The organism is Burkholderia sp. BCC1999 (assembly GCF_905339975.1).
In the GTDB taxonomy this organism is placed as follows: domain Bacteria; phylum Pseudomonadota; class Gammaproteobacteria; order Burkholderiales; family Burkholderiaceae; genus Burkholderia.
Map to the genome: position 1 here is coordinate 74,282 of NZ_CAJPHP010000004.1, position 14,124 is coordinate 88,405.

The following is a 14,124-nucleotide window of genomic DNA, read 5'->3' on the forward strand; positions in this document are numbered from 1 at the left end:
CTTACTGGTTGAGCGCCGCTTCCCAGTTGATGTCGACGCAGAGCACCTGCATGCCGGTCGCGGCCGGTGCGGCGATCGACGCCGTCACGCACAGGTGCGCTTCGTTGATCGACAGGTAGGGCGGCGTCAGGTGCACGCGGCCCGGCGCGCGCATGGCGTCGATGAAGTACGGGCGACGTTCCCAACTGGCCCCTTCGGAATGCAGCAGCGGCCGGAAGCGCTTCGCGCGTTGCGACACGCTGCCGCGCGCGAGCACGTTGTCGCCGATCTGGCGCCCCGATGCATCGAGCAGGAAGCAGCGCGCGGTCTCGGGCAACCCGAGCACGGCCGCTGCCGCGTCGGTGAGCGATTCGCCCGCGACGAGCTTCTGGCTCGCTTCCTCGAGCGCCGCGACGTACGGCGCGAGCCGTTCCGCCTGCGTGCGTTCGCGCTGCGCGACGCGCAGCCGCAGCGCGGCCGACAGCGTATCCATGCAACCCGCCGCGGCCTGCGGCTGCACGGGATCGACGCTCGGCCCCGCGAAATACTGGCCCTGCACGAAATCGACGTCGCATTCGAGCGCGATCAGCGCGTCGCGTTCGGTCGACAGGCCGCCCATCAGCACGAGCTGGCCGGATTCGTGCAGCAGCGACACGAGCCCCGGCAGCACGCGCTCGAGGTGCGAGTGCTCGCTCGCTTGCGCGAGGATGCCGCGGTCGAGCGTGACGATGTCGGGATGCAGATGCCACACGCGGTCGATGTTCGAATGCTTCGCGCCGAACCCGACCAGCGCGATCAGGAAGCCGGCCTTGCGCAGCCCGTCGACGATCGCCGCGTAGCGCGGTGTCTCGCCGCCGGCCTGCTCGGGCACCTCGAGCACCACGCGGTGCGGCGGCAGCCCGAGCGCCTTCAGGTTCGCCAGCAGCGCGTCGCCGTAGATGGTGTCCATCAGCGCGGCCGGATGCAGGCTCAGGAAGAGCCATTCGTCGTGACTGTCGAACGCGTGGAAGTTACCGAGATGCAACGATTCGGCGAGCCGGCCGAGCTCGAGCAGATCGCCGCGGCGCGCCGCCTGCGTGAACACCTCGTGCGACGCCACCTGGCGGCTTTCCTCGTCGTGTGCGCGCAGCGACGCGTGATAGCCGATCGCGCGGCGGTGCGACACCGAGAAAACGGGCTGGAACACGCTGAACACGGTGTAGCCGCCGTACAGCACGGTGCGCCGGTTCCCGTCGTCGCCGGCGACGGGGCGGGGCGGCTGAAAGCCGGGGGGATCGATTTCGATCATGCTCATGATGTCGGCCGATGGAAGACTGCCAGTTTACCTAGAGAATAGGCGAGCAAGAAGCATGCACGGCATCGCGCCGCGTGCGGCCGCCCGTCGCGGCCGGGAAAGGGTGCCTCGATGCGCGCGTCGCCGGGGCGATCTGCACCGTAGTGGTGCGTTCGGCGGCGGCGCGGCCCCCGAAACGGCGCGCGCCGCGCGTTACGTGCGCTCGGACGGGTCGGTCTTGCGCGCGGTGCTGCGGATCTCGGGCGCGAGCTGCGCGAAGATCCACGCCGACGCGGCCGTGATGATCCCGACGCAGATGAAGGTCGCGTGGAACGCCGGCAGCGTATTGCTCGGCGTCACGGTGCGCAGCATGCCCGTAAACGTCGCGAGCAGCGCGCCCGCGACCGTGACGCCGAGGCTCATCGACAGCATCTGCACGAGCGAGAACAGGCTGTTGCCGCTGCTCGCGCCGCCCGTGCCGAGATCCTTCAGCGTCAGCGTGTTCATCGCGGTGAACTGCATCGAGTTGAAGCCGCCGAACAGCGCGAGATGCACGACCTTCACCCACACGGGCACCGAGTCGTGCATCAGCGCGAAGCTCGCCATCATCACGCCGACCATGATCGTGTTCGCGAGCAGCACCTTGCGGTAGCCGTGCTGCGTGATCAGCCGCGTGATGATGCGCTTCGAGAACATCCCGGCCGCCGCGACCGGCAGCATCATCAGCCCGGCCTCGAACGCCGAGTAGCCGAGGCTCACCTGCAGCAGCAGCGGGATCAGGTACGGCATCGCGCCGCTGCCGATCCGCGCGAACAGGTTGCCGAGCAGCCCGACGCTGAAGGTGTGGATCCTGAACAGTTCGAGCGAGAAGATCGGCTGCGGCGCGCGCACCGCGTACAGCCCGTATGCGACGAAGCACGCGAGGCTCAGGATGAGCAGCACGAGTACGGCCGCGTGCTGCATGCCGAGATCGGCGAGCCCGTCGAGCGACAACGAGATCGCGATCATGCCGATCGTCAGCAGCAGATAGCCCTTCAGGTCGAAGCGGCCGACGGCCGGGTTGCGCGAATCGGGCATCGAGTAGAAGGTCGCGATGCAGCCCGCGACGCCGACCGGCACGTTGATCAGGAAGATCCAGTGCCACGACGCGATCTTCACGAGCCAGCCGCCGAGCGTTGGCCCGATCAGCGGGCCGATCAGGCCGGGAATCGCGACGAACGACAGCGCGGACAGGTAGCGTTCGGCCGGAAAGGTGCGCAGCACCGCGAGCCGCCCGACCGGCAGCAGCATCGCGCCGCCGACGCCCTGCACGACGCGGAACGCGACGAGCTGGGTGAGCGTATGCGCATTCGCGCACAGCAGCGAGCCGAGCGAGAACACCAGGATCGCGCTGAAGAACACGCGCCGCGTGCCGAAGGTGTCGGCGAGCCAGCCTGACACGGGGATCATCACCGCCATCGTCAGCGAGTAAGCGATCACGACCGACTGCATGCGCAGCGGCGATTCGCCGAGGCTCGCGGCCATCGACGGCAGCGCCGTGTTGACGATCGTCGAATCGAGCGTCTGCATGAAGAAGCCCGTCGCAACGAGCCAGAGCATCACGGTGAGATTCTTTTCGCCGGGGGCGGCGGCAGGCGGACGCTGGAACATGAGGGCGGGGCGGTGGCGCGGGACAGCCGACATTGTAGGGAAAGCCGATGGGCCGTGCAGGTTCGGCGCATGGTGTGACGCGAATTCCGGCGCTCGGATGCCGTCCCCGTCGCCCGACCAGTACAGTTCAGCCAAAAGTGTCTGCAGCCGTATCTGTCCGCATGCCGCCACTGTCCGAAATACTGGTGCCATCGAATCCGTGCGACCAGGAGGCTGCCATGCGCGAACTGCGACTTTACGTGATCGACGGCGACGAGCCGGCCGGGCGGTGGCGGATCGTCGATCGCACCGCACTGCAGGTGGCGGACGGTGACGTGTGGGTGACGGTCGAGGGCAGGCTCGACGACTACTGGCTGGGCGCTGGCGATTCGCTGACGTTCGAGCCCGGCGTGCGCGTGTGGGTCAGCGCGGGGCCGCGCGGCGCCACGTTCGCGTTCGGGCCGCACGCGGCGCCGGCGGTGCGTGTTGCGCACGCGTGGTGGCGGCCGCTCGTCGCGTGGCGCGATAGCCGGCGCCATGCGGCCGCGTCGCTGCCGACGTAGTGTGCGCGGGGCGCATGTGCGCACGAGGGCGCTTGCCCGAACAGGGCGGATGCCCGCGAAGGTCGTGCCGATCGCACCGGTCGTGCCGCATGAAGCGCGCCCGCGCATGGATTCTCGCGATCCGGATTGATTGCGGCGGGCGCGAATTCTAGACTCGATTTCGTGTCCTCCATCGCGCCCCGTTCACCATGACGCCTGAACTCGCATTGACGCATCTGTGGCAACTCGCGCGCGGCGATCGCGGCGCGCTGGCCCGCGCGACCGTGACGGGGCAGGACCCGACGCTGCCGTCGACGTTTCATGTCGGCACGCTCGCGGCAGCGACGATCGCGGCTGCCGGGCTTGCGGCGGCCGAATGCCACCGGCTTCGCACGGGCGCAGCGCAATCCGTCGACGTGTCGGTGCGCGATGCGCTGGTCGCGTTCCGCAGCGAACGCTACCTGCGTGTGGACGACGGCCCGCCGCCGGAGTTGCGTCATCCGGTGACGGGCTTCTTCGAGACGGGTGACGCACGCTGGATCCAGCTGCATGCGAACTTCCCGCATCACCTGCGCGGGATCCTCGACGTGCTCGGTTGCGGTGCGCAGCGCGCCGACGTCGCTGCCGCGATCCGCACATGGGACGGCACGGCGCTCGATACCGCGCTGGCCGAGGCCGGTCTGTGCGCGGCATTGATCAGAACCCCTGACGAATGGGCGGCGCACGAGCAGGCGTACGCGATCGCAGCGCTGCCGCTGTTCGAGATCGAGCGGATCGGCGACGCGCCGGTCGAGCCGATCGGCCGCGGCGAATCCGGGCAGCCGCTCGCGGGCGTGCGCGTGCTCGATCTCACGCGCATCATCGCGGGGCCGGTCGCGGGCCGCACGCTGGCGTCGCACGGTGCGCAGACGCTGCTCGTCAACGGGCCGCACCTGCCGAACATCGCACCGCTCGTGATCGACAACGGGCGCGGCAAGCGCTCGACGTGGATCGACCTGCGCGATAGGGCGGGCGTCGACACGCTGCACGCGCTCGTGCGCGACGCGGACGTGTTCCTGCAGGCGTACCGGCCCGGCGCGCTCGCGGCCCGCGGTTTCGCGCCGCAGGCGCTGGCGGAGCGGCGACCCGGCATCGTGTGCGTGTCGATCTCGGCGTATGGACAGGCGGGGCCGTGGGCGAAGCGGCGTGGCTTCGACAGTCTCGTGCAGTCGGCGAGCGGGATCGCATGGCAGGAGCAGCACGCCGCGCACGCGGACGCGCCGCGCCATCTGCCGTGCCAGGCGCTCGATCATGCGACGGGGTATCTCGCGGCATTCGGCGCGATGATCGCGCTCGCGCGGCGGGCGCGCGAAGGGGGAAGCTGGCACGTGCGGATGTCGCTTGCACAGACGGGGCGCTGGCTGCAGTCGTTCGGCAACGTGCCGGGCGGCCTGGGTGTGCCCGATCTCGTGGCCGACGACGTGCGCGACCGGATCGATCGCATCGCGTCGCCGTTCGGCATGCTCGATACCGTGCGGCCGGCCGAGCGGTTGTCGGCTACGCCGCCGGCGTTCGCGCGGCCGCCCGTGCCGCCCGGCACCGACGACGCGTACTGGCTGTAAGCGCCGGCCGCGCGGCCGGCGTTACTTGCGCAGCTCGACGACGAAGTCGTAGTAGTCGTTGCGGCAGTAGGTATCGGTCAGCTCGATCGCGCGCTGGTCCGACGTATAGCCGATCCGCGTGATCAGCAGCAGCGCGTCATGCGGCGCGATGCCCATCTGTTCGGCGATCTCGTCGGTCGCGTTGACCGCGCGGAAATGCTGCAGCGCGCGCACGATCGGCGTGCCGCGCGCTTCGAGATAGCTGTACAGCGACCCGCCGATTGCTTGCGGATCGGGAATCAGCGTCGCGGGGAACGTCGAATTCTCGACAGCCATCACGATGCCGTCGGCGAGACGCAGGCGTTTCAGGCGTGTAACGGATGCGGCCGGAGATAGCCCGAGCTGGATCACTTCGTCGCGGTTCGCCGGCTGAATTTCGCGCGCGAGCCATTGCGAACTCGGCTTGAAGCCGCGGCGCTCGAGCATTTCGCTGAAGCTCGACAGGCGTGACAGCGGATCCTCGTAGCGCGGCTGGATGAAATTGCCCGCGCCCTGCGTGCGGCGGATCAAGCCCTGCTCGACGAGCAGCGCGATCGCCTTGCGCGCGGTGATACGCGATACGCCGAGCGCTTCGGACAGCACGCGCTCCGAAGGCAGCGCCTCGCCGGCCGTCCAGCGGTTGTCGTGGATCGCGTCGCCGAGCTTGCGGGTGAGCTGCAGGTACAGCGGCGTGTCGTTGTCGGGGTCGGGGCGCAGGTCCTGCCACCGGTCGTCCGTGGGTGACTTCATGGAATGGGTATCGATCAGGTTGCGGCCATTCTAAGTCATCATGCGGCGCCGTTATAGCCGGTTTTTGCCGTGCAATAGGCCGTCGGCGCGCCGATTGACTACACTGACGCGTCGTATTCCATGCATCGGCCGCGGCGCGCGGCCACGAATCCGCAACGAGGAACGCATGACAGACACGATCGCCACGGTCGTCCTGCCGGACGGCGAGACGATTCCGAAGCTCGGACAGGGCACCTGGGAAATGGGCGAGCGGCCGGCCCGCCGGGCGGACGAGATCGCCGCGCTGCGCGAAGGCATCGAACTCGGGATGACGCTGGTCGATACGGCCGAGATGTACGGCGACGGCGCGACCGAGGAACTGGTCGGCGAAGCACTCGCGGGCCTGCGCGACGACGTGTTCCTCGTCAGCAAGGTCTATCCGCATCATGCGAGCCGGCGCGGCGTCGTCGCCGCGTGCGACGCGAGCCTCAAGCGCTTGCGCACCGATCGCCTCGACCTGTACCTGCTGCACTGGCGCGGCTCGGTGCCGCTCGAGGAGACGGTCGAAGGTTTCGAGGCGCTGCGGCGCGCGGGCAAGATCCGTCGCTGGGGTGTGAGCAACTTCGATACGGCCGATATGGAAGAGCTCGTCGACGAGGCGGGCGGCGGTGCCTGCGCGACCAACCAGATCCTCTACAACATCGCGCGGCGCGGACCGGAGTTCGACCTGCTGCCATGGCTCGCCGATCACCGGATGCCGGCAATGGCGTACAGCCCCGTCGATCACGGGCGGTTGCCGAAGCGTTCGCCGCTCGACGAGATCGCACGGCTGCGCGGCGTGTCGGTGATGCGCGTCGCGCTGGCATGGGTGCTCGCGCAGCCGGGCGTATTCGCGATCCCGAAGGCATCGAGGATCGAGCACGTGCGCGACAATCGCGCCGCGCTCGATTTCGAATTGAGCGATGACGAGCGCGCGCAGCTTGACGCGTATTTCCGTCCGCCACGCAGCAAGCGCGCGCTCGAGATGCTCTGACGGCAACCGGCCGGGCAACGCTTCCGGTCAGTGGTTGCCGCCGGACGATCCGCCGTTGCCGTGACCGCCGCCATTGCCGTTGCCGGTACCGTGGCCATTGCCGACACCGTTGGCGCCGCCATTGCCGTCGCCACCACTGCCGTTGCCATTGCCGTTGCCGCCGCCGTTGCCGTGGCCACCGTTGCCGTTGCCTTGGCCACCGTTGCCGCCGGCACCATTGCCATTACCGCCAGCGTTGCCCGAGCCGCCGTTGCCGTTACCATGGCCGCCGTTGCCGCCGGCGCCATTGCCGTTGCCGTTACCATGGCCGCCGTTGCCGCCGGCGCCATTGCCGTTGCCACCACCGTTGCCTGAGCCGCCGTTGCCATTACCACGGCCGTTGCCAACGCCATTGGCACCACCATTGCCAGCGCCACCACTGCCGTTGCCATTGCCGTTGCCACCGCCATTGCCGTGACCACCGTTGCCATGGCCGCCGCCGTTGCCGTGACCACCGCCGTCACCGTTGCCATGGCCGCCACCATCGCCATGGCCACCGCCGTTGCCGTGACCACCGCCGTCACCATTGCCATGGCCGCCGCCGTTGCCGTGACCACCGCCGTCACCATCGCCATGGCCACCGCCGTTGCCGTGACCACCGCCGTCACCATTGCCATGGCCGCCGCCGTTGCCGTGACCACCGCCGTCACCATCGCCATGGCCACCACCATTGCCGTGACCGCCGCCGTCACCATTGCCGTGACCGCCGCTGCCATGGCCACCGCCGTTGCCGTGACCACCGCCGTCACCATCGCCATGGCCGCCGCCGTGGCCGTGGCCACCGCCGTCACCGTCGCCGCCACCTCCGTGTCCGCCATGGCCTCCGCTACCCGAAGTGCCACCACCTGAGGTGCCGCCACCTGAGGTGCCGCCACCTGAAGTGCCGCCACCTGAAGTGCCGCCACCTGAAGTGCCGCCACCTGAAGTGCCGCCACCTGAAGTACCACCACCTGAAGTACCACCACCCGAAGTGCCGCCGCCCGAAGTGCCGCCACCCGAAGTACCGCCACCTGAAGTGCCGCCGCCCGAAGTACCGCCACCCGAAGTACCGCCACCCGAAGTACCGCCACCTGAAGTGCCGCCGCCCGAAGTACCGCCACCTGAAGTGCCGCCACCTGAAGTGCCGCCACCCGAAGTACCGCCACCCGAAGTGCCGCCACCCGAAGTACCACCACCCGAAGTACCACCACTTGAACCACCGTTACCACCGTTGCCGGACGAATTGCCTCCGCGGCCCGTTCCGCTCGTCCCGCTGGATGTTCCACCTGTCGTGCCACCGGTACCGGCAGGTCCGACGGCACCGTTGCCGTTATTTCCACCGCTACCGTTGCCGCTACCACTACCGTTACCCGGTCCGGGACTACCGCCGCCACTGCCGCTCGGGCCGGCACCGTTCCCGCCGATACCCCGACCGGCATAGACGTGCACCGCGCACGCAGCCGGATTGGCTGCGCATGACGAAGCGTCTGCGACCACCATCATGATGGTGTCCGCGCTGGTGTTCGCGTCGGGCCCGGAGTCAGGCGTGGTGGTTTGTGCGACGGCATACGAGCAGCAGCACGCAAACGCGGCTGCGGCCAGCAAGGTTGCACGAGGGCGCCGTCCCGCAGGGCGGGACGGTTGTTTCGTCTTATGCATCATGGCCTCCCCATGCGCGCGATGCCTCGTTGCCGCGCGGCTATCTACGTGTGATGCAGGGGGCCAGTAAAGATTCGTTGTCCTGTCGGCGGCCGATTGCCTTCGGGCCGGCGCATGACGCCAGCCGCGAACGCGGATCGGCACGCGGGCCCGCCGTGCGAATCCCTATCTGCGAGATTCGTGCCATCGGCCGCTTGTGCCCGTCGCGCAACGCGCGCGCGGGTGCGCGACGGGCGCATGCAACGTCTTGGGGGGAATATTGTTTCCGGAATGAAACGTCTGAGTGTTCGCGCGTGGCTCAGCGCGCCGGCGCATCGGCCGCGCGTTGCCAGCGGTGGAACAGGATCGACGCGATCCAGCAGACGAGGAACAGTGCGACGATGCCGTAGCCGATCGAGCCGAAGCGTTCGCCGAGCGCATCGAGCGCGTCGCGCACGGGGCCTGTCAGCGACAGCTTGTCGGCCAGCAGGCCGGCCGCCTCGATCCCGCCGATCGCCAGTGCAACGGCCGCCGACACGAACGTGATGCTCGCGTTGTAGAGCAGCTTGCGCTGCGGGTCGTCCATCGCCCAGCCGTATGCATGAATCATCAGCACATTGTCGGTCGAGTCGATCAGCGTCATGCCGGCGGTGAACAGCGCGGGAAACAGCATGACCGTATAGACCGGCAATCCCTGGCTCGCTTGCGCGGCGGCGATCGCGAGCAGGCCGATTTCGGTTGCAGTATCGAAACCTAGCCCGAACAGCACGCCGACCGGATACATGTGCCAGCTCTTCGATACGAACCGGAACAGCGGGCGCAGCAGTCGTGAAACGAGCCCGGCCGGGCGATGCACGTGCGCGTCGTCATGCGCGTGTGCGTGCCCGGGGGCGCGGCGATAACGCCGCCACACGTCGCGCAGGATCATCAGGTTCACGCACGCGAGCACGAGCAGGAAAGTGGCCGATACCGCCGTGCCGATGGTGCCGCCGATCTCGCGGAACGCATCGAACCGGTCGCGCAGTGCGAACGCCGTCAGCGCGATGCCGAGCGTCGCCGCGATCACGATCGTCGAATGGCCGAGCGAGAAGAACAGGCCGACGCTCACCGGACGCTGGCCGTCCTGCATCAGCTTGCGCGTCGCGACGTCGATCGCGGCGATGTGATCGGCGTCGACCGCGTGACGCAGCCCGAGCCCGTACGCGATCGCCGCGGTGCCGAGCAGCAGCGGATGGTCGCGCAGCACCGCGAGCGCCCACAGCCACACGGCGACGTTCGCGGCGATCAGGCCGGCGTAGAGCATCAGCAGGCGGCGCAGGGCAGGGGTGGGTGGCATCGGGCGGGTTCCATCTGACGAATCGCGATCCATTGTGGCATGCGAAAAAAATGCCTGGCGTGCCGATCAAAAAACCGCGAACGCAGCGCGCGCCGGATGAAAAAAAGCCCGTCCGGAACCGGACGGGCTTGCGTGCAGGCGACGGGGCGTGAACGCCCGGCGCTTACTTCGTCTTCGCGCTGATCACGCCTTCCGACACGTTGGCCGGCGTTTCCGCGTACTGCTTGAACTCCATGGTGTAGGTCGCGCGGCCCTGCGTCGCCGAACGCAGCGACGTCGAATAGCCGAACATCTCCGCGAGCGGCACTTCGGCGCGCACGAGCTTGCCGCCACCGCCGGCGATGTCTTCCATCCCCTGCACGATGCCGCGACGGCTCGACAGGTCGCCCATCACGTTGCCCATGAATTCCTCGGGCGTCTCGACCTCGACGGCCATCATCGGTTCGAGCAGCACGGGCTTCGCACGGCGCATCGCTTCCTTGAAGGCCATCGAGCCGGCCATCCGGAACGCGTTTTCGTTCGAGTCGACGTCGTGGTACGAGCCGAACGTCAGGTGCACCTTCACGTCGACGACCGGGTAGCCCGCGAGCACGCCGCTCTTCAGCGTTTCGGTGATGCCCTTGTCGACGGCCGGGATGAATTCGCGCGGAATCACGCCGCCCTTGATCTCGTCGAGGAACTCGTAGCCCTTGCCCGGGTTCGGCTCCAGCGTGATCACCGCATGGCCGTACTGGCCGCGGCCGCCCGACTGCTTGACGAACTTGCCATCGACGTCGGCCGCCGTCGTGCGCACCGTCTCGCGATACGCGACCTGCGGCTTGCCGACCGTCGCTTCGACGCCGAATTCGCGCTTCATCCGGTCGACCAGGATTTCGAGGTGAAGCTCGCCCATCCCCGAAATGATCGTCTGGCCGGACTCTTCGTCGGTCTGCACGCGGAACGACGGGTCTTCCTGCGCGAGGCGGTTCAGCGCGAGGCCCATCTTTTCCTGGTCGGCCTTCGTCTTCGGCTCGACGGCCTGCGAGATCACCGGCTCCGGGAATTCCATCTTCTCGAGGATGATCGGCTTCGCCGGATCGCACAGCGTGTCGCCGGTGGTCGCTTCCTTCAGGCCGACGGCCGCCGCGATGTCGCCCGCGCGCACTTCCTTGATTTCCTTGCGCTCGTTCGCGTGCATCTGCAGGATCCGGCCGAGCCGTTCCTTCTTGTCCTTCGTCGCGTTGAGCACCGTGTCGCCCGATTCGACGACACCCGAATACACGCGGAAGAAGATCAGCTGGCCGACGAACGGGTCGGTCATGATCTTGAACGCGAGCGACGAGAACGGCTCGTCGTCGCTCGGATGACGTTCCGCCGGCTTTTCCGGGTCGTGGAAGTCGTGGCCGAGAATCGCGGGCACGTCGACGGGCGACGGCAGGTAGTCGATCACCGCGTCGAGCATCGCCTGCACGCCCTTGTTCTTGAACGCGCTGCCGCACAGCATCGGCACGATCTCGTTCGCGACCGTACGTTGGCGCAACGCGGCCTTGATCTCGTCCTCGGTCAGCGATTCATGGTCGTGCAGGTACTTCTCGAGCAGTTCCTCGCTCGCTTCGGCCGCAGCCTCGACCATCTTCTCGCGCCATTCGCGCGCGAGCTCGACGAGGTTCGCGGGGATCTCCTCGTACGTGAATTTCACGCCCTGGCTTTCGTCGTCCCACACGATCGCCTTCATCTTCACGAGATCGACGACGCCCTGGAAATGATCTTCCGCGCCGATCGGAATCTGGATCGGCACGGCGACGCCCTTCAGGCGCTCGCCGATCTGCTTCTGCACGCGGAAGAAGTCGGCGCCGATGCGGTCCATCTTGTTGACGAACGCGATGCGCGGCACCTTGTACTTGTTCGCCTGGCGCCACACGGTTTCGGACTGCGGCTGCACGCCGCCGACCGAGTCGTAGACCATGCACGCGCCGTCGAGCACGCGCATCGAGCGCTCGACTTCGATCGTGAAGTCGACGTGCCCGGGCGTGTCGATGATGTTGATGCGGTGTTCCGGATAGTTGCCGGCCATGCCTTTCCAGAAGGCCGTGGTCGCCGCCGACGTGATCGTGATGCCGCGTTCCTGCTCCTGCTCCATCCAGTCCATCGTGGCCGCGCCGTCGTGCACTTCACCGATCTTGTGGCTCACGCCGGTGTAAAACAGGATGCGCTCGGTCGTCGTGGTCTTGCCGGCATCGATGTGAGCGCTGATCCCGATATTGCGATAGCGCTCGATGGGGGTTTTGCGGGGCACGTGAACCTCCTTAGGTTCGGATCGTAAGCGAGCCGGCTGGGCCGGCCCGGGCTGGAACAAGCGAGACTTAAAGCATAGCGCTTGCGCGTGGCTTTTGCAGATGCGGCCAGCGCCGGCGGAATCAAGGCGGGCAGCGCCGCCGGCAGGCGAAAAAAAAGCCGGCGCGCAACGGGCGGCCGGCTTCGGTCGATGCGCGGCGCGACGCCGCGGAAAGGGCCGTTACTGGGCCTTCGGCAGGCCGTCGAGCTTCATGCCGGGCTTGATGCCCTTGGCCGCGAACCAGCCCTTGCTCATTTCGAGCGCGTAGACGCCGTTGTTGCGCGGGCAGTGGTTGTCGGTCGTCTCCGCCCGCATCTCGTCGATGTCGGTGATCGTGCCGTCGGCGCGGATGAACGCGATCGACAGCGGGATCAGCGTGTTCTTCATCCAGAAGCAGTGCACGGCGTTTTCGTTGAAGACGAACAGCATGCCTTCGTTCGGCGCAAGCTGCGAGCGGTACATCAGCCCCTGTTCGCGGTCGGCGTCGTTCGCGGCGACGGCGGCGTCGATCACGTACATGCCGGCACGCAGCTTCACGCGCGGGAACTCGCTCGGCTGCTTGGCGCCGGGCGGCATCTGCGCGCTGGCGGCCTGCATGCCGAACGCGAGGACGGCGAGCGCGGCGGGAAAGACGGCGGCGCGCGCTAGGCGGCCGAGCGACGAGCGCAGGGAGAATTGCACAGCATGGCTCCTGTCTGGAAAACGAGACCCGCATGGTACGCGATGCGCGCCGGCGGGCACAAAAAAGAAAAAGGCAGATCGCCTTGCGGTGATCTGCCTTTCAACGCCGTAAGAACGGCAAGACTGCGTGTTCTTGACTGCGTTATTACAGCTTGCTTACTTAGTTCGAAGCAGCTGCCGGTGCTGCTGCGTCGCTTGCTGCAGCCTTCTTCGATGCCTTGTGGTGCTTCTTGGCAGCGTGGTGCTTCTTGGCAGCGTGCTTAGCCGGTGCCGAAGCAGCTTCTGCTGCTGCCGGAGCAGCTTCCGGAGCCGAAGCTTGTGCGAAAGCAGCCGTTGCGAAGAGGCCAGCGACCAGAGCGGCGATCAGTTTGTTCATGTTGTGTTCCTCAGCTTTAGTTAATTAACCAAATGACCCGGCAATAGGAGTCATGTCGTCTAACGGTGCCATCCACCTTTCGGTTGACAGACGCTTCGAGAAATTTCTCATTGCGCTGCGGGCGCCGAATCGTATTCGAGAAAAACGTCGCTTTCTTGACGCAAATACGGGCTCGGCTGCCAATGCCGGATAGCTAAGGTTGGCATCTGCGTGGTTTAACGCGCGATCTTCGCAGCCGGTTGACGAAAAAGATGATGAAAAATTCGCGTATCCCGAATTCGTCATCCGGCGGGCGCGAACCCGTCCCATGGCGCGCGGGGCGGCAGTGCGATTGTTTCGCCCGGCGCAATGCCGAGTGCAAATATATCCAGCGCACCGACGCCGACGCGCACCAGGCGCAACGTCGGGAAGCCGACGGCGGCCGTCATCCGGCGCACCTGCCGATTCTTGCCTTCGGTGATCGCGAGTTCGATCCACGTGGTCGGGATCGCGGCGCGGTAGCGGATCGGCGGATTGCGCGGCCACAGCGTGTCGGGCGGCTCGATGAACTCGGCGCGGCACGGTCGCGTCACGTAGTCGCCCAGGTCGACGCCGCGCGCGAGCGCCTTCAGGTCGGCCGGGCCGGGCGCGCCCTCGACCTGCGCCCAGTAGCGCTTCACGAGCTTGTGGCGCGGCTCCGCGATGCGCGCCTGCAGCGCGCCGTCGTCGGTGAGCAGCAGCAAGCCTTCGCTGTCCGCGTCCAGCCGGCCGGCCGCATAGACGCCGGGCGTTTTTACCCAGTCGCCGAGCGACGGGCGCGTCTCGTGCGCGGAAAACTGGCAAATCGTGCCGAACGGCTTGTTGAGGGCGATCAGGTTCATGGCGGGGCGCCCGCCCGGCCTGCCGCGGGAGGCGGGGGCGGGCGGTCTATGGCAAATGGCGGAATCTTAATGCATAATACGGAACGGCAAGTCCTCT

At 67.4% G+C, this 14,124-nt stretch carries 13 protein-coding genes; 5 read left to right on the top strand and 8 right to left on the bottom strand.

Going from position 1 to position 14,124, the window contains the following annotated elements; translation table 11 throughout:
* Position 1: 1 nt before the first annotated feature.
* On the bottom strand, positions 2-1,273 hold the full coding sequence (locus U5809_RS06805; protein WP_322085960.1) for an EAL domain-containing protein: 1,272 nt from the start codon (positions 1,271-1,273) through the stop codon (positions 2-4).
* Between the two features lie 192 nt (positions 1,274-1,465).
* On the bottom strand, positions 1,466-2,902 hold the full coding sequence (gene mdtD, locus U5809_RS06810; protein ID WP_282505824.1) for a multidrug transporter subunit MdtD: 1,437 nt from the start codon (positions 2,900-2,902) through the stop codon (positions 1,466-1,468).
* Positions 2,903-3,120: 218 nt separating this feature from the next.
* Between mdtD and U5809_RS06815 the strand changes: the two genes are divergently transcribed.
* Positions 3,121-3,444 (top strand): DUF2917 domain-containing protein, encoded by a 324-nt coding sequence (locus U5809_RS06815; RefSeq protein ID WP_322085961.1) that lies wholly within the window; start codon positions 3,121-3,123, stop codon positions 3,442-3,444.
* A gap of 188 nt (positions 3,445-3,632) precedes the next feature.
* Positions 3,633-5,024: a CoA transferase gene (locus U5809_RS06820; protein ID WP_322085962.1), complete on the top strand. Its 1,392-nt coding sequence runs from the start codon at positions 3,633-3,635 to the stop codon at positions 5,022-5,024.
* Between the two features lie 21 nt (positions 5,025-5,045).
* Here U5809_RS06820 and U5809_RS06825 read toward each other — a convergent pair whose 3' ends face one another.
* A complete protein-coding gene (locus U5809_RS06825) occupies positions 5,046-5,792 on the bottom strand; it encodes a GntR family transcriptional regulator (RefSeq protein WP_282505821.1) in 747 nt (248 codons plus the stop codon).
* Between the two features lie 166 nt (positions 5,793-5,958).
* Here U5809_RS06825 and U5809_RS06830 point away from each other — a divergent pair, with 166 nt between their 5' ends.
* From U5809_RS06830 to U5809_RS06840, 3 genes are all read left to right on the top strand, one after another.
* Positions 5,959-6,804: an aldo/keto reductase gene (locus U5809_RS06830; RefSeq protein WP_322085963.1), complete on the top strand. Its 846-nt coding sequence runs from the start codon at positions 5,959-5,961 to the stop codon at positions 6,802-6,804.
* Positions 6,805-6,864: 60 nt separating this feature from the next.
* A complete protein-coding gene (locus U5809_RS06835) occupies positions 6,865-7,158 on the top strand; it encodes a hypothetical protein (protein ID WP_322085964.1) in 294 nt (97 codons plus the stop codon).
* A 99-nt stretch (positions 7,159-7,257) separates the two neighbouring features.
* Positions 7,258-7,692 (top strand): hypothetical protein, encoded by a 435-nt coding sequence (locus U5809_RS06840; RefSeq protein WP_322085965.1) that lies wholly within the window; start codon positions 7,258-7,260, stop codon positions 7,690-7,692.
* A gap of 1,087 nt (positions 7,693-8,779) precedes the next feature.
* Here U5809_RS06840 and U5809_RS06845 read toward each other — a convergent pair.
* The 5 genes from U5809_RS06845 to U5809_RS06865 form a co-directional block, all read right to left on the bottom strand.
* Positions 8,780-9,796, bottom strand: a complete 1,017-nt coding sequence (locus U5809_RS06845; protein ID WP_176050700.1) for a HoxN/HupN/NixA family nickel/cobalt transporter — start codon at positions 9,794-9,796, stop codon at positions 8,780-8,782.
* 163 nt (positions 9,797-9,959) lie between these two features.
* Positions 9,960-12,071 carry an elongation factor G gene (fusA, locus tag U5809_RS06850; RefSeq protein ID WP_322085966.1) on the bottom strand — a complete coding sequence of 704 codons (2,112 nt, stop codon included), beginning with the start codon at positions 12,069-12,071 and terminating at the stop codon, positions 9,960-9,962.
* A gap of 219 nt (positions 12,072-12,290) precedes the next feature.
* Positions 12,291-12,791 carry a DUF192 domain-containing protein gene (locus U5809_RS06855; RefSeq protein WP_176050698.1) on the bottom strand — a complete coding sequence of 167 codons (501 nt, stop codon included), beginning with the start codon at positions 12,789-12,791 and terminating at the stop codon, positions 12,291-12,293.
* A gap of 160 nt (positions 12,792-12,951) precedes the next feature.
* A complete protein-coding gene (locus tag U5809_RS06860) occupies positions 12,952-13,167 on the bottom strand; it encodes a hypothetical protein (RefSeq protein WP_011352970.1) in 216 nt (71 codons plus the stop codon).
* A 281-nt stretch (positions 13,168-13,448) separates the two neighbouring features.
* Positions 13,449-14,027 (bottom strand): pseudouridine synthase, encoded by a 579-nt coding sequence (locus tag U5809_RS06865; RefSeq protein WP_043190023.1) that lies wholly within the window; start codon positions 14,025-14,027, stop codon positions 13,449-13,451.
* Positions 14,028-14,124: the final 97 nt, after the last annotated feature.

Coding starts and splice junctions, on each gene's coding strand:
- U5809_RS06805 (WP_322085960.1), bottom strand. CDS start 1,273: ATGAGCATGATCGAAATCGATCCCCCCGGCTTTCAGCCGCCCCGCCCC.
- mdtD (WP_282505824.1), bottom strand. CDS start 2,902: ATGTTCCAGCGTCCGCCTGCCGCCGCCCCCGGCGAAAAGAATCTCACC.
- U5809_RS06815 (WP_322085961.1), top strand. CDS start 3,121: ATGCGCGAACTGCGACTTTACGTGATCGACGGCGACGAGCCGGCCGGG.
- U5809_RS06820 (WP_322085962.1), top strand. CDS start 3,633: ATGACGCCTGAACTCGCATTGACGCATCTGTGGCAACTCGCGCGCGGC.
- U5809_RS06825 (WP_282505821.1), bottom strand. CDS start 5,792: ATGAAGTCACCCACGGACGACCGGTGGCAGGACCTGCGCCCCGACCCC.
- U5809_RS06830 (WP_322085963.1), top strand. CDS start 5,959: ATGACAGACACGATCGCCACGGTCGTCCTGCCGGACGGCGAGACGATT.
- U5809_RS06845 (WP_176050700.1), bottom strand. CDS start 9,796: ATGCCACCCACCCCTGCCCTGCGCCGCCTGCTGATGCTCTACGCCGGC.
- U5809_RS06860 (WP_011352970.1), bottom strand. CDS start 13,167: ATGAACAAACTGATCGCCGCTCTGGTCGCTGGCCTCTTCGCAACGGCT.
- U5809_RS06865 (WP_043190023.1), bottom strand. CDS start 14,027: ATGAACCTGATCGCCCTCAACAAGCCGTTCGGCACGATTTGCCAGTTT.